Below are 20,706 nucleotides of genomic sequence, written 5' to 3' on the forward strand. Positions count from 1 at the left end.
AGAATCTAGACCTATTTTCAACAAACATGAGCTTTTCGCGGAAATAGGTCTAGAAAGTAGGCTTATTTTGAAAAACTGACTTCCTCTTGTGCTTCAGAGCCGCACCGTACCGCAAAGCAACTTCCCAATGCAGCTACTCCTTAAGTCCTTCATATATCGCGTGGAGCAAACGGTGCGTTTCATCGCAGCTGTATTCCCAGAACATTACGCCGCCAAGCTCACTCGCTTTCACATACTCACATTTATGATGCAGCGATTGTTCGTCGTCATAGGAGATAAAGCTGCTTCCGTCGTAGAGGTATGGCGCCTTCGCTTCGTCGTCCCAATATCGAACATAATTGTTTTTATTGATGTATTCCGCAGCAAGCTTGGTGAAATCTGGTCCATATCCGCCTGTGCTGCCCGCCATTTGATGAAGCCCATTCGCACGATTAGGAACGTTATGCCAAACCCGAGTATAAAACGCCGCGCCAATAACGATCTTTTCCTTCGGCACGCCTGCTCGGATGAACAAGTTAACGGATGCATCCGTACTGATGCGGAATAAATCCCCGGTTGGAGTATACAGATTCGTATGATGCCCCGTTAAAATTTGAAATCCACCGCGCATATCATAGGTCATCAGCTGAACAAAATCCAAGTATTGCTGGACTTGATCCATTTCCGTACCGTCTACGTAATATTGGTCCGCGCCTGCCGCAATCGTAAGCAAATAATGTTTTCCGTCACTTGCGCCCTTCTCGTCCAAAGCTTCGCGGATGGTTTTGAGCAGCAGAGTAAAATTGGTCTTATCATCTGGACTCGACGCTATGCCCGCTTCACCATAACAAGGATATTCCCAGTCGAGATCGACTCCATCGAATGGAAAGTTGGTTAATACACGAACCGCCGAATCTGCGAAGCGGCTCCTCCCTTCAGCGGTAGATGCAGCTTCAGAAAACCCGCCTGCGCTCCATCCGCCGACAGACAATAGAATAGTCAGCTCTGGATGCTCGTGTTTAATCTTGCGAAGAACATCAATATTTTTCAAATGCTCTGTAATAATTTCATCATTGCGCACATGGCCAAATGCCACATTCAAATGGGTAAGCTTCGTTAAATCTTCCCGCGTCATATCTGGAAGCTTCGAATCTGATGCATAACCCGCCACAATATATTTTCGACTTGCCATTACGTATCACTCCGTTTCGTTGGCTGCTGCCATATGCTAGTGAGAATCTGCAATGCTTCTTTTCCCGTACCGATCTTATATCCTGATGCTGTATAACGAATTTGATCTTGGTTATCCAGTACGAGCAGATGCGGGAAACCCGCTTCGCTAGCTGGCGGCACTGCTATAAAGTCCGGCAAAGACGCATAAGTGGAATCACGAACAAACACGGTACGCGAAGGCAATCCCTTATAACGAGAAGGATCAAAAGATGCCGTCCATTCGGAATCACCTACGACAAGCACAATCGGCGCTCCAAGCTCGGTCAAAGGCTCAGCAAGCTCGCTAAGTTCACGGAATAAATGTTTGGTAGGCTCACGTTCTGGCTCCAGCCAAGCAACAATCGCCCCATTCATACCGATAAGCTCACCAATCGATTGGTCTGAACCATCGAGCATCGTAAACGTATCGTTTCTGTTCAGCGTCCCGAGTACTGGAATACCTTGCTTCGCACTTCGGAAAGTCAACGGAATATCCATTTGTTCTCCTGCACGCAGCTCAAAATAGGAAAAGCGAACGCATGCGGTACCATCCTTTAACCGAATACCTGTGGTCAATCGATAGCTGCCTTGCGCAAGCTCGAACGGCTCATCATATACATCTGATTTACCATTAGGGTAGACCAACGTTTTATATATGCCGTTCTCCAGCCGGGCGAACGTGAAGTTCTCAGAGTATGAAGCTGCCGGAGCTTCATCGGATGACTTGTTATCTTTAAGAAGCCGCAGCTTGCCGTTTTCCTTCTGCTCCAATTGCTGCATCGCTCGATTTGCAAATAACGCATCCTGCCAGCCACCGTTAGCCATCGCCATGTATTGCGGCTTCTGCTCACTCGGATGCAAGCGTGCTGGAATGCCTATGCTGCGGCAGATCGCCACAAACATAATATCGAGAGAAGCCTGATCCCCTTTCTTGATCTTAAAGGTACCAACTGGGTTGCCTCTGCCCTTCAGATTAGGAAGGTCCTCCCACAACGACCACTCTGAATCCAGATGGCGTATAAGCTCAGCAGTATTTTGCCGGAACGATACCACTTGGGCTTCAGTAAACACCTCTTGGAAAAAATGCTTATAAGGTACGATCATTTCATATAACACTCGCGGACAAAGGATATACCGCAAGAAGATGTCTTCGGGAAGCTCGCCGCGCTGCGACAGAGAACCGATGAGATGATCGTCAAGCTCCTTGCGGAACGAATCGGAAAGATCTTTCTCGTTCAAGCTCTCCAGCAGCTTAAGCGGCCATTCTCCAAATTCAGCGGAGCGTTCCTGCAAGAAGGCTGCGATCTCGCGGCTATTTCCCCGTGCCTTACGCAGCACATCCCACACCCGCTCCTGCGGAAGACCAGCAGCCGCGGCAATATCCGACGCCTGCGCTTCGCTTAGAAATGTTTGTTCATAGCTGCTGCGGATGTTCGTGCCTTCTTCCAGGCGGCTATTATGCCGCTGAACCTTCTCCTCGGAAAGCAAATCGAGAGCTTTACCATTACGTTCAGGAGGTGGAACCATATCAAAGTCAGTTATCACTTCGGGCTGCTGCACTTGATCCAGAACGATATCGAAGCGCACACGATCACTAACTGTAATCTTCTTTTCTCCCCACTTGCCATCCATCACAGCACGAATCAACAGATCTCCGTAGCCTGTCTTAAACGCAGCCTCACCCAGCTCGTTTGTCTTCAGCTCAGCAATCGGATAAAATTCAGCCATATTGTAGAGCTCGAAATAAACATTCGCGCCGCTGACCGGTTGGTTCAGCTCATCCTTCACAGCGACAGTGATGCTTCGAGTAGGCGCATAACCTTCAAGCAAATTAATTTCTGTAAACCAATTATCCGCAAGCGTAATATCCTCAGGGCCCGGGTAATTTGCGAATACCCGAGTATTGATCAGCATTGCCCGCCGGGCTGGAGGAGTGAACCAGCCTTGATCAAGGCGAGCTTCCGGCTCACAGGCGCCGATATAGTGCCACTGCCCGTCAGCCCAAGCTTCTACCCAAGCATGGTTATCGTCACAATGTGCCCAGCGCGGGGTGTACACTTGGCGAGCAGGAATGCCAATGCTCCGAAGCGCTGCAACAGCAAGTGTCGATTCCTCACCACACCGGCCTCGAGCATTTCGAATCATCGTAAGCGGCGAGATCGTCCGCAGATCGCTGCCAATGTAGTTCGCCTTCTCATGGCACCAGTAGTTCGTCTCCAGAATCGCATCTTCCATCGACAAATGCGCGGTACGCTCCGCCAGTTCACTGTACAAGATACCGCGTGAATCCTCGATGTTCTCCGTGTTCACACGGTAGGGCAACACAAAATGCAGGAAGAGATGATCCGGCACCCGTTTCCCCCAAGGCACTTTTCCCCGAATGTCCAGCGTCTGCCGCACATGGCTTAGAAATAACGTACCGTCATAATCAGCCATATCGTTTACAGGCATATAGGCGTACAAATATTTGAGCGCCCATGTCTCTTCATCCGTCAGCGGCTGCTGAAATATATCGAACAGCTCATGCTCTCTCGCCTTAGCTAGCAGCTGCTTCTCACGAAACTTGCGTTCAATCAGCTCCATCGACGCTTGCTCTAATGAAAATACAGAGGTTTGCAATGTCATGCGTACTCACTCCTTCCATAGCTTTCCGTCTTGCCTAATGCAGAAGCTCGACTTCCCATCGCTAGACAGCGTTGTGATTTGGAACATGGAGCGGGTCGTCTCAATGACAGGCGTTATGCTCCACTGCTCCCCGCCATGCATCAACGATCCCGCATCCGCAGTAAATTCACCGTGACTTGCGAAGTAATTGCGCTCACGATAATAGAGCTTGCGCAGCTCCCACTTTATGCGTTCATCCGGCGGCTGTTCGAACGAATCCGGGCCATCTTCCCCTGCAAACATGACATAACCCCATAGCTCAGGATAATGCATATTAATAAGTCCCATCGGAGACCATACCCAGTTGTCCTCTGGATAGGATTTGCCCGTATCCGGATTGATGATCTTGCGGTATTCGCCATCCTTCACTTCAACGCGCCATTCAACGCGGGAGAAATTGACGCGCCAAAACTCGCCATTTACTGGCGCTCTGCCTTCAGGCGCGCATTCGCGCAAGCTTTTCCAAGGCATCGCTACCTCAATGCTCCACTTCCGATTCGCTGCTTCCGGCCGATTCAGCTCGCCGTCAATATGTACGGCTGTCTGAAGCCCGTTAATGTCCCAGCCGTTAATCGGCGGACCACCGTCGCGGTATGGCTTAACCAGCAGCAGGTCCCACACGGTATTCAGCGCGTTAATTTCAAACTCATAATAATTGTGGCTGTCGCCATCGGGATCAATAAATATTTCAAAATCATTATCATAAAAAATGACCGAATCCCGCTCCGTCAACGTCGCCCAAATCTCGTCTTCAATCAATTCTGCCGCAAAATAGAAATAGTCGTCATCCCACAGCATTTTCACGCGGGTCTGCTTCGCAGGTTTGGGCCGAAGATCGCCTTCAATATCTACAAAATCATCCGTCCAGTCCGCTGCTGCCCAGAACGGCTTATCTACTCGCCCGTCAAGAATTAGCGGCTCCGCCGCGCGGCGACATACATAATGTTTGGGTGCATATTCGATGTTCGGTTCCTGCAATCCGCTTAAATTCATGTTATCCCTCCGTTTGAATTGCTATGAATCTATGAAAACGATGAAGCTCGCTTAAAGTACACATTCATGCCAGAAGCGGCGCAGGTTGTCCATCGCAATGCGGGAGGCGGATTTGCACTCTTCCATGCCTTCGAATTCGATCGTCATATAACCATCGTAACCCGATTCCTTAATAAGCTTGACGATTTTACGGATCTCAATATCCCCTTGACCTACAATCGCCCCGCGCAGGTAGTTGCCGTTCGAGGTCAAAAACCAATCACCGTCACCCGGATGCTGATCATATGGACGGAAGTAGAAATCTTTGAAATGGATAAGTGATGCATAAGGCAAGTTTTTCTTAACGCCGATGATCGAATTCTCATCTACGCACATAAAGTTGCCAATATCGAGAGTCGTCTTGAAATTCGGCCGGTTTACCGCATGAAGAACACGTTGAACCCGGTCGCTGGACTGTACGCTGAAGCCATGATTCTCTATCGTCGTTGTAATGCCGTATTGCGCGGCATAGTCCGCGATGAGCTGGCTGCCCTTCACCATGAGATGCAGGTTCTCCTCGAACCACTGAATCGTCATCTTCTCCGGTGGAATGGTGAAGGCGGTTACATCATGCCGCATATGATTCATGCCGAGTCGATGCACAAGATCAACATGCAGCTTGACCCGCGTGACTTCCTCTTCAAACAATTGCTCCGTATCCTGCACGAAGTTCGCCGGCATCGAATAGTTGGAGAGGGCAATGCCAACCTCCTTTGCTTTCTCACGTACAGCATCCGCCAGCTCAGGGTTGTCAACGAGCGTATAGCCATATGGAACAATCTCCATATGCTCGCCGCCGTTACCCGCTATCCAAGAGATGGCATCAAGAATGCTCATCTCTCCCGATTTTATGGCGCTTAGCAAGCTGTAAGAACTTAATCCAATTTTCATCGTTTCTTCCTCCTAAGTAGACAGATCACTTGATTAGTTATGCGTTACAACTGCGCCTGAACCACCATACATATCAAGCTCCTCATCAAATTCCAGCTTAAGCACGGTCACTTGATTGTGAGTGTCTTCCGCTGTCAGATGAATCCATGTCGTCCCCGGAATATTGAACCACGGCACCCCGCCATGAATTTCATGCGTAAGCTCTTTGCCGGAATGCAGCACCGTAATCTTTTTGACCTTGTTGCATAATCCCTTTAGGCATACATTCTCTTTCGGATCATCATACACAAACAGATACAGTGACTTTTTATCTTTGGATATGGTGCTGCCGCCCAAATAATAGCGGGTCATAATGCCTTCATCCGTCCCAAACACCGCTTCTTCGTGCGTTCGAATCCATTCGCCTAATCCCAGCAAAATATCCTCTTGCCGTTTATCTACCGTTCCATCCTCCATCGGCCCGATATCAAGCAGCATGTTGCCGCCTAGGGTAATGCAATCACAGAACATTCGAATGATTTGATTTAATGATTTATATTTATCGTCCGTCGGCACATACCCCCACGAACTATTAATGGTTGTGCAAAACTCCCAAGGCCCCTCCGGCCGCGTTATCGGAATCCCTTGCTCCGGCGTCTTGTAATCCCCGTAACCTTGCAGGCGTGAGTTGATAATAATGTCTGGGTTAAACGATTGCAGATATTGCTTGAATTCGGGCAAATTCCACTGCTCAGCGCTGCGTTCCCAATCGCCGTCGAACCAAAGAAGATCAACCTTCCCATAGTTCGTTAAAACTTCCCGCAGCTGATCATTGTTAAACTTTAGAAAAGCATTCCACTTTTCTTCATCCTGAACACCATCTATCGGGCTCGAAAATTTATTAACCTTAGACAAGTCATCCGGCACCTTGCCGCCTTCAAACACAGATGGATAATCGGGATGCGACCAGTCGATAAGTGAATAATACATCCCAAGTCGAATCCCTCTTTTCGTGACGGCTTCCGCATATTCCTTGATCAGATCCCGCTTTGCCGGCGTTTTCTTCACAACGCTAAGGTCACTGTACTGTGTATCAAACAATGCTACGCCATCGTGGTGCTTGGTCGTAAGCACTGCGTACTTCGCTCCCGATTGCTCAATTAAATCAGCCCATTTGTCCGCATCGAACTTCGAAGCCGTAAAGCCGTCCAATTGTTTCATATAATCGTCATAGCTCATTCTTCCGTTATAGAACGACCATGACTCCGATACACCATCTACTGCATAAATACCATAATGTATAAAAATACCTAGCTTAGCTTCCTTAAACCATTGCTGCATAGCAGACTACCCCTCTCGATTAACGAATCCGAAACACATGCGCGATTGGTGCTTGTTCTGAGCATTCATTCACTGGCAAACGGACAATAATGCCGTTTTCTGCTTGGCTGTACTGCAAATGGTCTTGTCCACCTACGAGATCAATCTGGCTGAAAGACTTCTGTATAGGGAGGTATAATTCCTCTTTCACAGCTTCTTTTTCATCCTTGTACAAATAAAAGGCATAAACCGTATCTCCTTTTCTCGTAAAGTGGCAATTGTCAGCAGAAAAAGGCTCACAAATTCGTGTTCCATAGATTGCCTCACCATAAACCTTCAACCAATCGCCCATCCCTTTGATACGGCTAATGGCTGTAGTCGATAACCTGCCGTCAGGCTGCGGACCAACATTCAATGCCAGGTTTCCGCCTTTCGCAACGATTTCAACGAGCAGATGGATCAGCTGTCGAACCGTCTTGTACTTGTCCTCATAACGGAAGGAGAATGAGGTGCCCATCGTAATACAGCTCTCCCACGGCACATTAAGCGGACGTTCAGGCAATGTCTGCTCTGGTGTTATGACATTTTCATAAGGGCCGCCGATGGTACGATCAGCCGAGAGCAGCCAAGGCTGAATTTCCCGCGCCTTCTCAACCACCTCGCCTAATCGGATGTTTTGATCGCGGTAATCGTTAACCCATCCTGCATCGAGCCATAACATATCGATGCGGCCATATTTCGTCATCAACTCCATAATTTGCGCATGGGTGAACTGCACGAATTGCTCCCACAAATGTGGATATTGCTTCGGGTCATAGGAAGGCCCGCGCGCGGTAAACGACCCACGCTCCATGCCTGGCGCCCAGTAATATGGCGTATGCCAATCTGCCTTCGAGAAGTATGCTGATATAGCTAAGCCCTTTGCGCGGAAAGCATCAAACAGCTGCTTGCAAATATCGGCGTACTTATGCGAATGGAAAGGACAATCAGGGCTCGTAATCCGGTAATCCGTCGTATGGGTATCCCACATGCAGAAGCCATCATGATGCTTGGTTGTAAAATTTAAATACTTAAAGCCATTCTCCGCAGCAAGATTTGCCCATAGCTCAGGCTGAAAGCGAAGCGGGTTAAAGGTTTTGTTTAGCCCAAAATACTGCCGCTTCAATTCCTCTGCGTCTACATTCCAATCGATGCCATCGCGTGACCATTCCTCATCCTTGTCACTAAGCGCCCATGATTCAACTACACCTAACTGTGAATAAGGCCCCCAGTGCATCATAAGGCCCAGCTTCTGATCCTTGAACCACTCCAGCCGCTCCTGCAGAAGCGGGTCCTCTGGCTTTACCCATTGCTCTTCACTGCTGTAATTGTGGACACCTTGCTCAACAACTTGCTCTATTTCGTCTGTCGTCTTTATTTCGCTCATGGTTACCTCCAAGTATAGTAGGACTTTCGTAAGCTTTACGTTCATTGCCTTCTTCTGCTCTATGTCCAAATTGTAAATTTGTTGCTATGATTAGTAGCGACGAAAAGGATTGATCGATCATAGGGGGCAGACGATATGAAACGAAACTACTTCAAATCCAAACTGTTTTTAAAATACATCTGGTCCTACTTGTTTATTTTGCTTATCCCATTAGTACTTATGACGATATTTATCTATCAAAACGCAGTAACCAATCTACGTACTGAAATTGAGCAATCTCGCCTCGGCCAGCTCACGCAAGCCAAAGTTATTGTTGACGGGCGGATGAAAGAGCTAAGTGAAATTGCTTCACGCGTCTCGTATGACAAGAGGCTGACTCCGTTTCGGGTTCACGATTCTTATTACAGCGGTGAAGCGATACAAGCACTGGATCAATACAAAGCGACCAGCTCTATCATTAGCGAGATGTTCTTGTATTTTCACAAGGATGCAAATATTTATTCCGCGAAGGGTCTATCGAGCATGGATGTATTCGCAAACACCTTTACCTTTCACAATTGGAGCAAAGACACTATTTTTCAAGATTTGAATACGGTTAAATATCCTACGATGCGTCCAGCTGACACCGTAGTCCTAAGCGCTAATTTGCAGGATTCGATGCTCGCTTATCTTGTTCCCATTACGCCGTACAACCCTAATCCACATGGAACGATTATGTATCTAATTAAAGAATCAGAGCTTACGAGTTTAATTGATTCGATTCTAGGCAATTATCAAGGCTTGACTTATATTTTGGACAACAAAGGTCAAATTCTAGTAGACAATCGCCAGGGCGAAGCCTTAACGAATGCAGAGGCGCAGTCTCTATATCGTCTCGCGCCAGGCATTCACGATAAAACCTTAAATGGCAAGCCGCATTCCATCGTATCCGTAAAATCGGAAAATAATGGCTGGACTTATGTCACCGTCATGCCAAGTTCCCAGTTTCTCAGCAGCGTAGTGCATGTCCGCAGCTTCATCGTCATGCTGTTCCTCATCGTTGTGGTCGTTGGAGCGGCGATTGCCCTCGTGCTTGCTAGAATGCAATACCTGCCGATCTCTACGCTTGTAGAGTTCGCAAATTCCAAATCCAAGCCGAAGCATTCCGCTGATCAATCAACCGAAAACGGGAACGAGCTTGATCGAATCCGAACAGCGCTGCAGCAATACAGCTCGCGAGTTGATCTTCAAGAGCCATACGCTCGCAATCACTTTTTGTCCATGCTGCTGAAATATGGGAATGCGCAAAGTCTTTCACCAGAGCTGCAAGAGGCCTTCGATCTTCATTTCGACCAATCTCATCACTTTGTTATGGTGATTGGCTGGGATGAAATCGAAGATACGCAAGAGGAACGACAGGAGCGGCAAGAAATGATAGAACTGCTCTCCCAAATCGAATTCCCGGAGCTGGCTGCTCATGCCTATGGCGTAGAGCTCCCTCAGCTGGATCAGCTTGCACTCATTATTAGCTTTAATAGGGATCAAGCCGAGCAGGAATTGGTTCCTGTGCGCCACATTGCTGAAGCGGTGCTCTACACGATACTAGAGACGTTTGATGTTACGCCTACGATTGGCGTTGGAACCTGCTATTCAAGCCCTGACCAGCTGAATCAGTCCTTTATTGAAGCTTGCTCAGCTTTTGAACTGCAAGCGACAAGCGGTCATGGCACGATCACTTATTTCGAGAAGCTGCAAGATACACCGGATCATACCTTCTGGATACCGAATAATTCGCTGCTCAAGCTTTCTCAAAGCTTGAAGCAAGGAAGCTATGATGTAGCTGCGCAAATGATCAGCCCATCGATCCGCAGCCTGCAATCATCCGAGCTGTCTGCCCTGCTCAAACGCTGCATATGCTTTGACATTTTGAATACGATGCTAAAAACCGCATCCGAGCTTGGCATTCAAAATGTGATTCAAGACATGGCTCCTAATATGATTTACAGCCATTCCTTGGATGAAATCGAGACTGGCTTTCTGAATCTCGCCTCCCGAATCTGCAATCAAGTGGAGCGCAACAATCAGAAGGAGGAGCAATCACAGATTGATCGGATCGTTTCCTATATCGATGAGCATTTTAGAGACCATACGCTCAGCCTAGAAACGATTGCATATGAGTATGCCATTTCGCCATCACATGTGAGCCGTTCATTTAAGGAAAAGATGGGCCTTAACTTCATCCAATACATTTGGCAAAAAAGAATGGAAGAGGTAATGCATCATCTGAAAACGACAAACGCACCGCTAAAGGACATCATTATTCAAGTCGGCTATTTGGATACGCCTAACTTTATTCGCAAGTTTAAGAAAGAAACCGGCTATACGCCTGGTCAATATCGCAAGCAATTCTGGGAGAACGAACAGGCGCAATTGCTTTCTGATTCAGATGATGAATAATAAACAAAACCCGGTCAGCATTTCGCATGACCGGGTTTTTGCTGTTTCTGGGTTCATGCTCTTGTTCGTTTATTTATCTGTCAATTATCTGTCGTATGCGCTTTGGTAAAGCTCAGCAATCCGATTTCCGCCCATTTTTTTAATTTGCTCTAAATACTTGTCCCAATTGGAGAGCGGCTCCTGGCCCGTTACGAACTTCGCTTCCATCTGTGTAACGTAAGTGTTCAGATCAGATAACAAAGCAGAAGCCTCAGTTTGCTCTTCATTTGTCAAATAAACGTTAGGGTAAGGCGGTTTTGCGATTGGCGTAAGCTTCTCTGCATTTTGCTTATCGATCCATAGATCGAATTCGCTACGAAGGCCTACGGCAACATCGCTTGAGTTCATACCCGGCGTTAGAATACCATAGTTTGGTGTCATCGTTCCGCGGTATTCTTCACGGTCGATGCCGCCTGGAACAGGAAGCCATTCCTTTTCATGCGTTTCCTTGTTTTTATATTTCCACAGAAGGTTCTCAGGACCTTGATTGAACAAGGTAGCGCCTTCATAGCTGTATAGGTAATCTACCCAACGCATAGTTGCCTCTGGAGCCGGATTGCTGCTTGTGATGGCGAAGGTACCATTCGCTGAAATACCAGGGTGCTTGCCATAGACAGGAGAATCAGCAATTTCACTTTTCACTGGCGTCATCAACGGGTTGTCTTCGCTTGGTTCGCCGCCTAGCGTAAAGTAAGGGTAATAGTCGTTGAACAAAGCAATTTGATTGTTTTTCCCTTTTGCTTTCTTCTGTTCACCTGTTTGCGAGAAGGTCTCGTGGTCCAGCAATTCCTCTTTCCATAGACGGTTGAGGAACGTTAAATATCCTTTGTAACCCTCTTCTTGTGGCGTGTAATGTACTTTGCCATCCTTATCGGCATAAACGACCTCATCATAAATGCCCCAGAAACCGAGGAAGTACATGCGCAAATCGTTCAGTTTGTCGGATGTGAGCGGAATTTCATCCTGCTTACCGTTTCCATTCGGGTCTTCAGTCTTAACACGCTTCAGATAGGCGTACAGCTCTTCTGTCGTCTTAGGCTCTGTTGCCCCAAGAGTTTTCAAGAACTTGCCGTTGTACCACATCGGACCGCGGTACCAGACTGCTGCTAAGTCAACGTTCGGCAGCGCATAAATATGTCCATCTGGCGTGGTGAACGACTTGCGGATGTCCGGATTATCATCAAAGATCTTTTTAATATTTGGCGCGTAGCCTTCATCAATATATTTTTCAAGAGGAATAAGAACACCTTGAGTTCCGTAAGTGACTTGTTCTGCAGGTTTCAGATCCGCTGCATAGAACATATCCGGCAAATCTCCGCTTGCAAATACTAGATTTTTCTTGGTCGCAAAGCTGTCGATCGGGGCGTTCTGGTATTCCAGCTTAATGCCTGTCAGTTTCTCCATCTCTTGTAGTACAGGCATTTTGTTCCAGTCAGCAACGCCAACGTCCTGTGACATCATCTTCAAGGTAATCGGTTTACTGACAACCGGAAACCCTTCTTTGTTAACCCCGTCAGCCGTATTGGACGCGGACGTTTTGGAACCTGTATTGCTGCTATTCGTTTTCTCCTCATTGTTCGGCGAACCACATGCCGCTAATACGGAAGCAAGCAGCGTAATGCTGAGTAACAAAGATGATGCTTTTTTTAGCTTTTTCATCCTAAACCCTCTCCCTTTTTTAAAATTATTTATGAGCAAAATCAGCCCTTAACGGAACCAATCATGACACCTTGCACAAAGTAACGCTGAAGAAATGGATAAACGGCGATAATCGGTGCTGTCGCAACGATAATAACAGCATATTTGACCAGCGCAGCGATTTCAGCTTTGTTATTAAGAGCTGATGCTGATGAAGCATCAATTACGCCCCCGCCCTGAGCCGACATTTCCTGCAAAACAAGAATTTGCCGCAACACAAGCTGTAAAGGATATTTTGCGGCATCATTCAAATAGATAAGTGCCGAGAAGTAGCTGTTCCAGTTGCCAACACCATAGAACAAAGCCATAACGGCAATGATTGGCATTGACAGCGGCAAAATGATTTTGACGAACAGCCGCAGGTTGGTGCACCCGTCAATTTGGGCAGCCTCTTGCAGTTCTTTTGGTATAGAGGATTGAAAAAACGTGCGCGCTACAATGATGTTCCAGATTGAAGCGGCCGAAGGAATGACGATCGCCCATATCGTATTCACCATTCCGAGTTCCTTGATGAGCAAGTAACTTGGTACGAGCCCTCCTCCAAAAAACATCGTGACGAGGAACATCCCCATAAAAAAGTTTCGTCCCATAAAGTCTTTGCGGCTTAGAGCGTAGGCAGCAGGCAGCGTAACGAATAAATTGATCGACGTACCTACTACCGTATAAAGAATGGTGTTGCCGTAACCTGTCCATATGCTGGAGTTTTGGAACACCCTCTTATAACCTTCAAACGTAATGCCTTTTGGCCACAGCCACATCTCGCCGGAACCCACCAATTTCGGATCGCTTATCGAAGCGCTAATCATATAAATGACAGGATAGGCGACTACAATAAAAGCGAGAAATACATAAATATAGTTGCATATCAGAAACACTTTATCTCTTCCGGACTCTTTAACGGCGGAAATCATCGGTCATACCCCCTTCTTCTACCACAGGCTGTTTTCGTTGGTGCGTCTTACGATCTGATTGACAAGCACTAAAATAATGGCGTTAATGACGGAATTGAACAGGCCGATCGCCGTCGAGAAGCTATACTGGGCATCGACAAGCCCTGATCGGTATACGAAGGTTGAAATGACATCGGATGCTCCCATGTTAAGCGAGTTTTGGAGCAGCAATATCTTCTCAAATCCAACCCCAAGCAAGCTTCCCATGTTCAGAATTAAAAGAATGGTCATCGTAGGGATAATCGTCGGAATGTTAATATGAAGCACCCGTTGGAAGCGTGAAGCTCCGTCTATAATGGCTGCCTCATGCAGACCCGGGTCTACTCCTGAAAGCGCAGCCAAATATATGATTGTTCCCCATCCTGCGCTTTGCCAAACACCAGAGAATACGTACATCGTCTTAAACCACTTCGGGTCCGTCAAGAAATCTGGAGCATCAAATCCAAGCCACTCAATAAGATGTGTCACTATTCCCGATGAAGGCGACAAGAACGTAATGATCATGCCTGCCATAACAACGACTGAAATGAAATGCGGCGCATAAGTGACGGTCTGAGCCATTTTCTTGAAGGAACCACCCTTCAGCTCATTGAAGGCAAGCGCCAGTATAATCGGTATCGGAAACCCAATAGCGAGTTCATACAGGCTAATACTTAACGTGTTCCATATCAAGTCCCAAAAGTAATAAGAATGAAAAAATCGGACAAAATGGTCGAAACCGACCCAAGGGCTTCCGAAAATCCCTTTCGTTGGTATGAAGTTCTTAAATGCGATTTGTATGCCGTACATCGGACCGTAAGAGAAGATTAGAAAGTAGAAAAATGCGGGTGCAATGAATAAGTACAATTCCCAATTTTGAAGGAGTCTTTTCCACATTCTGCTCTTCTCTTTCGTCGGTTCCGGAAGCATATTTGGTGCGTTCATTGGACTTGCTTCCTGCATAAAATCACTCCTTTCCCGTTTCGTTATAATTGCTTTTGTTTGGTGATTAGCGACAGGAATTTCGGAAATGCTATCGCTTACATTCACAACAATACGGAACATAACAATTCTCGTAAATATGTCATTTCCCGTATCGCATGATAGCGCTTTATATTTATGGAGAAACATCAATTCGCGAACTACTGCGACTATTCAGATAACTTCTCAAATGTGTCATTTTTGTTGATAAATCGCCTATTTATCGGCAACCGCAAGATTTACCAATCGATTTTCGCCCCCCATACAAGCCCAAACCCCCTCAAAGAGTGGTCTATTCAAGAATGACATGTATGCGTTTTCATTATTTCTAAGCCCATTGATCCTTTTTCTTATTGCGGTTGCCTATTTAGAGAATTCCCTATCGTTCAATTGCAAAAAAAAGAGCATCCGCATCTGCACGCAGCTACTCTTCCATTGCCATTTCAGCATCACTTATCGTTATCATTTTTCTCTTTGCTTGAAACAAAATTCTTTCTGTTCATTGCTCCCCATGAATGACGGCCTCTTCTAAAATTAAAAATACCTTCAACACGGAACAAAACAGTAAGCTGACGATAACCTAAGTTCTCCAACACGCCGAACAGCACAAGCAGCAAAGTTTCTTTAAGCGAGCTGTATTTGCGAAATGTAATTTGCTCGAGTAAGATGCTGCCCATTGATAAGGTAGTGCCGAGTAAAAACGCGATAACAAAAAAAGTAATAAAGCTGTCAAACGCAAGCAAGCCAAATAAATAGGCAAGTGGGATAAAGATATAGCCGAGTGCCTCAACAATTGGCCCGATTAATTCGAAGATCCAATAATAAGGCAGTGTCACCATGCCAATCTTGCCGTATTTCGGATTAAAAAGCATTCTTCTATAGCTTATCAGCGTATCAAAAAGACCAATTTGCCATCTTCTTCGCTGGCTTCTTAGATCCTTCATTGATTCTGGAGCTTGAGTCCAGCAAATCGGGTCCGCTAGAAATTGTATTTTGTACTTTCTCTTCTGGTCTTTCATCGCCTTATGAAGTCTAACGATAATATCCATGTCTTCACCGATCGTATTCACTTTGTACCCGCCGCACTCAATAACGACCCTCTTATTAAACGCACCGAATGCACCGGAAATAATGAGTATGGAATTAAGCTTGCTGAAGCTCGTACGGCCAGTCAAGAAAGCTCGGAAATACTCAATAATCTGAAATTTTGCCATATTGCTTTTCGGAATATTCATCTCCATAAGCTTGCCGTCTTTAATGATCGAGCCGTTGGCAATTCTGACGATCCCTCCAACAGCAATCGTTTCGGGATTTTCCACAAATAACATCGTGAGCTTGATAAGGGCATCATTTTCCAAGATGGAATCGGCATCGATGCATGCAAAAATAGGATAGACAGAGACATTAATGCCCGCATTAAGAGCGTCCGCTTTGCCGCCGTTTAATTTATCTACAAATATTAATCGCTCGTATTGATTGCTACGGTAAATGCCAGCTACTTCATTCGTAGGCAAGCTCTGCATAATGGGCTGGTTTACCTTTTTTAAATTGAACTCGTTTATGATCTTTTCTTTTGTGAAATCGGTGGAGCCGTCATTCACAATAATAATCTCATACTCAAAATAATTTAAAGCGAGCAGCGATTTAATATTATCAACTATCGTTTTCTCCTCGTTGTACGCAGGGACAATGATAGAAATCGGAATCATATTTTTTGAATCAATGTATCTTTTATAATCCGAAGCTTTCATTTTTCGTAAATAACTAAACATATCTAGCGAAGCGATCAGCATTTGCCCATTATAAAAGATGTTTATTCCAATCGTATACAGCATACAAAACTCGCTGAAATAAATAATAAACATTCTGAGAATATACATGTTGTTAAAAACCATCCTCGTTTTTCTAAGTTGTCATTAGGAAGTCATTTCGATCACACTAATCACGGCATCCCGAGCAAATTTATCGTCTCCATCGATGATCTTTGAAGCGTAAGCAATACCTCCAGGAATGAGAACAAGTGCACTGGCGGCATGATGTCTTACCCACCACACACTGTCGCCTGTTGTTTTCCCTAAATCCGCTAAACTATTTTTGGTCCCAATCTTCTCAAGGCCCTTGGCAGCAGCAGCTCTAACCTCCCAATCATGATCATCAAGCTTGGTTAGCATAGATGCTTCATAATCCGGATTATTCAGCTCGCTCAGCGCTCTTATCGATGCGATTCTAAGGTTCTTATCCTCACTATTCAAATATTTAATATAATGCTCGCTTAAGCCTGCAATACTGTAATCAGCAACCGCTTTTATTAGAATGCCCTTCATATAGTCATCACTTCTATCAATTGTTTGTCGAAACAGCTCTTCCTTTGAGCCGTCAAAAGCAGAAATAATTTCAATAATAGCTCTATGAGACAAGTTCATATTTTGGGAGTCATAGGTTAGAACATGAACTAGCCGCTCCAAATCACCAAGCTTCGCAAGAGCCAGCATCATATTATAAATCACATCATTATTTTTGCTTGAAATAAGCGTAAGGATAGATGCCGTTGTATCTCTGAGCTGCAATTCCCCTAGATGCCTGCAGGCTAAGGACTGAATATGAACGCTGTTTGATTGCAGTCTTTTGAGCAGAAAAGCTTTCGTTCCCGTTAATTCGTATATGTTCATCAACTGATCATGATGGGTATGGATAAAATCAGCAGCGTGATTAATGACGATATTAATGAACAGCTCTTTTTTTCTAGCACTTTTTCCGACGATTTTGTTCAGTTTTTGCACGATCGTTCGTTTATTTTCAGTGTAAAAGTAGGATGTGTATACCTCTTCCAGCTGCTTCTTCAATTGGCTAGTCGCGGACTCGCTAAAGTAACGAAAAAACCAAATGACGATAATCGATATGAAAAAAAATGAAAATAACGCTGATGAAATGAGCAGCAAATATAATGCTTCTTTTGTCATATATCCTCCTGCGCAAAAAGTTGTTTAAGCATGTCGTAGCTTTTCTTATTGCGAGATACGTATTCGGGTTTCGTCCATGTATTCCATGTAAAGGTTCGGTAGCCGGATGACGTAACGCTTTCGGGAAATTGATAATCGACCTTCTGCGTTTTTTTATCCATAATAACGAGTGAAGCGACTATGCCATCCGTCATTCGAACAGCAACGCCGTCTCTTATGTTCTCGATTGCCCCTTGTTTCTTCTCATCATCTAATACGAGCAAGCTGGATGGGTCAGTAAAGTTCAAGCTCGCCCATGGAATTCTAAGATACAGCGTCTTGCCCTCAAAATAAAAATGGCTGCTGCTGTTGTCAAAGCTGCCTGCATTCAAGGTTGATCCATCCTCATAAGCAGCGGGAACCGTTTTACCTCCGGACGTTTGATATGCTTTTGAGAGCTGCCGCATCATTTTCTCATAAATGCCGTTAGACGATACGGAAGTAAAATAACTGCCTTTGCTCGCATTATATTGCGGAATTACAAGTAATTCGGCTTGCTTCGTATTTTGAATGCTGACATTAAACTCTGCTCCAGACCAGTTTTCATTCACGTCAGGAGCCAGCATATATTCGCCATTTTTTCTGTCAACGGTGTCCAAATAGATCATAATGTTCTTCTGATCAAACTTCGGCAGTTCACTGAATTCGGCTGTTATATAGAAATAAGATTCGTTAGCAGCATAAGAAATGGTGCGCAGAGGATCTGTTCCCCGCAAGGTCATGGCATACTCCGTCGGCGTAGGTGATTCTATCGCTAAAATACCGTATCGCTGAGCAGGATCAATGACATTGTGCCAGAGGCTTCCATGCTCATAAGGGATCATCAGGGAAGAGGTAAACCGGCTGCTTTTTCCCCATTGATCCGCCCATTCGTAAACAATCCCGCCCATACTGCCGCTGTCCTTTATCATATTCATCATCGCAACGATGCCTTCTCCTTGCTCAGCCTCGCTGTTTTGACCGTCCTTATGGCCAGAAGCGGATATTTGCGATGAACCTAGGCTTGTAGACAATCCAAATTCGCTAATAAGTACGGGATACTTTTTTTGAGTGCTCATAAAACGATCCAAATACTGCTTATAACCTGCATAGTCAGTTTTTGCTTCCTTCGTTCCCCCAGCTATAAATGCCGGATGATCGGGAAAGATATTGTACGCGCCAAAAAATCCGCTGATCACTTTGCTAGAAATAACAATATGATTAATATCCACTGAAACCGCGTCATCGAGCGTCTCTGGATTTGATGCAGCATGTTCGAGAATGTCTAGCTCTGGAATGCTGGTAATCGCTGCTGGATGCTGCATGTTGTAATTACTTTGCTCATATTGAAAGATACGATCCGATAGGGAAGCAAGCCACGACTCGGTAGGCGTTGCGTCTAAACCTGATGAAACATAGTTCCCATTATAGTTGTAAGAGGGATGTGCTTGATCCGTTGCCTTTACCTTTTGAGGGGTTAAGCCTGGGTCAACTAAAAAACCAAGGATATAGCCTGACACATCATTCATGTACAGATCGGAGTTCATCCCCTCTTTTGTTTTTAACTTGGCATTCCCATGAACTGCGTTAATGGTATCTTGAATCGCTTGTTTGTAGGCCGCATTGTACTCTTGATTCAGTAAGTCGCCTGATGGCGGCTCACTGCTCGGCGATATATTTTGAAGCAAATACAGCGGTTTATCTTGATGATTCGTATTGTAAATATCAAGCGCTCGATAAAAGCCTGACGGCATCAACGTGTATACTCGTATCGTATTGGCGTTCATTTGACCAATCTTCTCAAGCCACTCTGAATAAATAGCCGTATCCTCCGGGAAGCTTCCTTCAGGAATACCTGGTATTGCTGTGCCAATATTCATCCCTTTTACGAACATGCTCTTCCAAGCTCCGTTTTCATAAACGGAAAATGTATTGTCGACTATTTTGGATACGAGCTGTGTACCATTTGAAGCTGTCTCTGCTTTCGCCTGGAATGTAATGCTTTCATCTAATGGCTTTGTTTCCTTCAACAGCTTGGACATAAGCGGCACATAAAAATGCCAATAAAAATACGAATGATCCCCTTCGCTGTTTACACTAAATATTTTGTATAGCGTAGAAGCACCCCAAAACCGTTTAATCTTCTCCGGTTCCTTATAATCACTAAAATCACCGGCAAAATAATAGGAGCTCTTCTTGCCGGATTTATTTGCAATGATTGCTGGGAATCTAGTATTTAGCCCTAAGACCTTCAATTGCTCCTGACCTGCTTCCGTAGCGTTTAAGTCATACCATGCGATTACCGACTTATCGTCTGCAGGCTCAATGATTTCAAACCAGTTATAGTAATCAATCGTGTCCGTATGATAGCTGCGAGCATGATCCTCAGTCATGAATAGATTGATCGATTGTCCTGTAAAGTCTTTGCCGCGCTCCAATATGATGATTCTATTGTTGCCCGCAATAACGATTCCCGCTCCCGTTAAGCTCCACTTTTTCCCGTATTGCTGCTCATAGGTTGCTCTTATCCAATTCGGTACATCTTCTGCCGACGATAATTCCGAGAAAAACTTGCCTGCCCACCCCTTAAAGCCGACGTTAAAAATAGCTTCAAGCTCCTTGGATACGTTTGGCGCAGTAGGCTCGCCTGCAATATTGTATTCGCCAATAACCGTTGTCCCTTTAGCATAGCTGGTAGCTATTAAACTAACCTCATCCATCGTCAGACCTGAAACCCCTACTGGTTCCACACCATTCACCTTTGAATTGCCAGTGCCGTACGCATCCGAAATATAGATCAGATCTGGCACATTAGCCCGTTTATCAAAAGGAACAGCCGTTAATTTCCCATCAGCGAGGAAATTCCCATAATAATCCTTCGTGGCGTCATACGCTTTATTCGTCGCGGGGTTATTTATGCGCAGATGATCCATAATCCAAAACAACCCGCGCTGCTTGCTGTAATCCAGCTCCCTTATGCCGCTCGTTTCAGATGCTTGAGTCGGAAAGGTTTTATTAATGACAACGACATCAAGGTTTTTGCTTGGTGTAAGCAGCCAAACGATGAAAGGAATCGATAAACCAATTAATAAAGCTATTAAAATGATATAGCGAGCTTTCATATTTCTTTTTTTCATTTGTA

The 20,706-nt window shown here is 45.4% G+C and carries 13 protein-coding genes; 1 reads left to right on the top strand and 12 read right to left on the bottom strand.

Features of this window, described 5'->3' with window-relative positions; translation table 11 throughout:
* Positions 1–133 precede the first annotated feature (133 nt).
* From AC1DM9_RS20665 to AC1DM9_RS20690, 6 genes are read right to left on the bottom strand one after another with little or no spacing between them, the layout of a single operon-like run.
* Entirely contained in the window at positions 134–1,171 is a 1,038-nt protein-coding gene (locus AC1DM9_RS20665; RefSeq protein WP_441877209.1) for a glycoside hydrolase family 18 protein, read from the bottom strand.
* A complete protein-coding gene (locus tag AC1DM9_RS20670) occupies positions 1,171–3,816 on the bottom strand; it encodes a transglutaminase-like domain-containing protein (RefSeq protein WP_477551152.1) in 2,646 nt (881 codons plus the stop codon). The genes AC1DM9_RS20665 and AC1DM9_RS20670 overlap by 1 nt, the downstream gene beginning before the upstream one ends.
* Before the next feature lie 6 nt (positions 3,817–3,822).
* Complete coding sequence (locus AC1DM9_RS20675; protein WP_441877214.1) at positions 3,823–4,848, bottom strand: carbohydrate-binding family 9-like protein; 1,026 nt, start codon at positions 4,846–4,848, stop codon at positions 3,823–3,825.
* A gap of 51 nt (positions 4,849–4,899) precedes the next feature.
* Complete coding sequence (locus tag AC1DM9_RS20680; protein ID WP_477551151.1) at positions 4,900–5,778, bottom strand: sugar phosphate isomerase/epimerase family protein; 879 nt, start codon at positions 5,776–5,778, stop codon at positions 4,900–4,902.
* A 33-nt stretch (positions 5,779–5,811) separates the two neighbouring features.
* Entirely contained in the window at positions 5,812–7,098 is a 1,287-nt protein-coding gene (locus AC1DM9_RS20685) for an alpha-L-fucosidase (protein WP_477551150.1), read from the bottom strand.
* A 19-nt stretch (positions 7,099–7,117) separates the two neighbouring features.
* On the bottom strand, positions 7,118–8,503 hold the full coding sequence (locus AC1DM9_RS20690; protein ID WP_477581926.1) for an alpha-L-fucosidase: 1,386 nt from the start codon (positions 8,501–8,503) through the stop codon (positions 7,118–7,120).
* Between the two features lie 135 nt (positions 8,504–8,638).
* On the opposite strand from AC1DM9_RS20690, the gene AC1DM9_RS20695 reads away from it, so the two are divergent.
* A complete protein-coding gene (locus AC1DM9_RS20695; protein ID WP_477581927.1) occupies positions 8,639–10,939 on the top strand; it encodes a helix-turn-helix domain-containing protein in 2,301 nt (766 codons plus the stop codon).
* 84 nt (positions 10,940–11,023) lie between these two features.
* Here AC1DM9_RS20695 and AC1DM9_RS20700 read toward each other — a convergent pair whose 3' ends face one another.
* The 6 genes from AC1DM9_RS20700 to AC1DM9_RS20725 form a co-directional block, all read right to left on the bottom strand.
* On the bottom strand, positions 11,024–12,637 hold the full coding sequence (locus AC1DM9_RS20700; protein ID WP_477510260.1) for an extracellular solute-binding protein: 1,614 nt from the start codon (positions 12,635–12,637) through the stop codon (positions 11,024–11,026).
* A 41-nt stretch (positions 12,638–12,678) separates the two neighbouring features.
* On the bottom strand, positions 12,679–13,587 hold the full coding sequence (locus AC1DM9_RS20705) for a carbohydrate ABC transporter permease (RefSeq protein WP_477510261.1): 909 nt from the start codon (positions 13,585–13,587) through the stop codon (positions 12,679–12,681).
* 18 nt (positions 13,588–13,605) lie between these two features.
* Positions 13,606–14,550 (bottom strand): ABC transporter permease, encoded by a 945-nt coding sequence (locus AC1DM9_RS20710; RefSeq protein WP_256710988.1) that lies wholly within the window; start codon positions 14,548–14,550, stop codon positions 13,606–13,608.
* A 485-nt stretch (positions 14,551–15,035) separates the two neighbouring features.
* Complete coding sequence (locus AC1DM9_RS20715) at positions 15,036–16,466, bottom strand: glycosyltransferase family 2 protein (protein WP_477581930.1); 1,431 nt, start codon at positions 16,464–16,466, stop codon at positions 15,036–15,038.
* A 36-nt stretch (positions 16,467–16,502) separates the two neighbouring features.
* The gene (locus AC1DM9_RS20720) at positions 16,503–17,546 is read right to left on the bottom strand and encodes a HEAT repeat domain-containing protein (protein ID WP_477581932.1); all 1,044 of its coding nucleotides are present in this window, start codon (positions 17,544–17,546) and stop codon (positions 16,503–16,505) included.
* Positions 17,543–20,701 (bottom strand): hypothetical protein, encoded by a 3,159-nt coding sequence (locus AC1DM9_RS20725; RefSeq protein WP_477581934.1) that lies wholly within the window; start codon positions 20,699–20,701, stop codon positions 17,543–17,545. Before AC1DM9_RS20725 ends, AC1DM9_RS20720 begins: the two co-directional genes overlap by 4 nt.
* Positions 20,702–20,706 lie beyond the last annotated feature (5 nt).

The organism is Paenibacillus sp. 01T431, assembly GCF_056398625.1.

Coding starts and splice junctions, on each gene's coding strand:
- AC1DM9_RS20665 (WP_441877209.1), bottom strand. CDS start 1,171: ATGGCAAGTCGAAAATATATTGTGGCGGGTTATGCATCAGATTCGAAG.
- AC1DM9_RS20670 (WP_477551152.1), bottom strand. CDS start 3,816: ATGACATTGCAAACCTCTGTATTTTCATTAGAGCAAGCGTCGATGGAG.
- AC1DM9_RS20675 (WP_441877214.1), bottom strand. CDS start 4,848: ATGAATTTAAGCGGATTGCAGGAACCGAACATCGAATATGCACCCAAA.
- AC1DM9_RS20680 (WP_477551151.1), bottom strand. CDS start 5,778: ATGAAAATTGGATTAAGTTCTTACAGCTTGCTAAGCGCCATAAAATCG.
- AC1DM9_RS20685 (WP_477551150.1), bottom strand. CDS start 7,098: ATGCAGCAATGGTTTAAGGAAGCTAAGCTAGGTATTTTTATACATTAT.
- AC1DM9_RS20690 (WP_477581926.1), bottom strand. CDS start 8,503: ATGAGCGAAATAAAGACGACAGACGAAATAGAGCAAGTTGTTGAGCAA.
- AC1DM9_RS20695 (WP_477581927.1), top strand. CDS start 8,639: ATGAAACGAAACTACTTCAAATCCAAACTGTTTTTAAAATACATCTGG.
- AC1DM9_RS20700 (WP_477510260.1), bottom strand. CDS start 12,637: ATGAAAAAGCTAAAAAAAGCATCATCTTTGTTACTCAGCATTACGCTG.
- AC1DM9_RS20705 (WP_477510261.1), bottom strand. CDS start 13,587: ATGATTTCCGCCGTTAAAGAGTCCGGAAGAGATAAAGTGTTTCTGATA.
- AC1DM9_RS20710 (WP_256710988.1), bottom strand. CDS start 14,550: ATGAACGCACCAAATATGCTTCCGGAACCGACGAAAGAGAAGAGCAGA.
- AC1DM9_RS20715 (WP_477581930.1), bottom strand. CDS start 16,466: ATGTATATTCTCAGAATGTTTATTATTTATTTCAGCGAGTTTTGTATG.
- AC1DM9_RS20720 (WP_477581932.1), bottom strand. CDS start 17,546: ATGACAAAAGAAGCATTATATTTGCTGCTCATTTCATCAGCGTTATTT.
- AC1DM9_RS20725 (WP_477581934.1), bottom strand. CDS start 20,701: ATGAAAAAAAGAAATATGAAAGCTCGCTATATCATTTTAATAGCTTTA.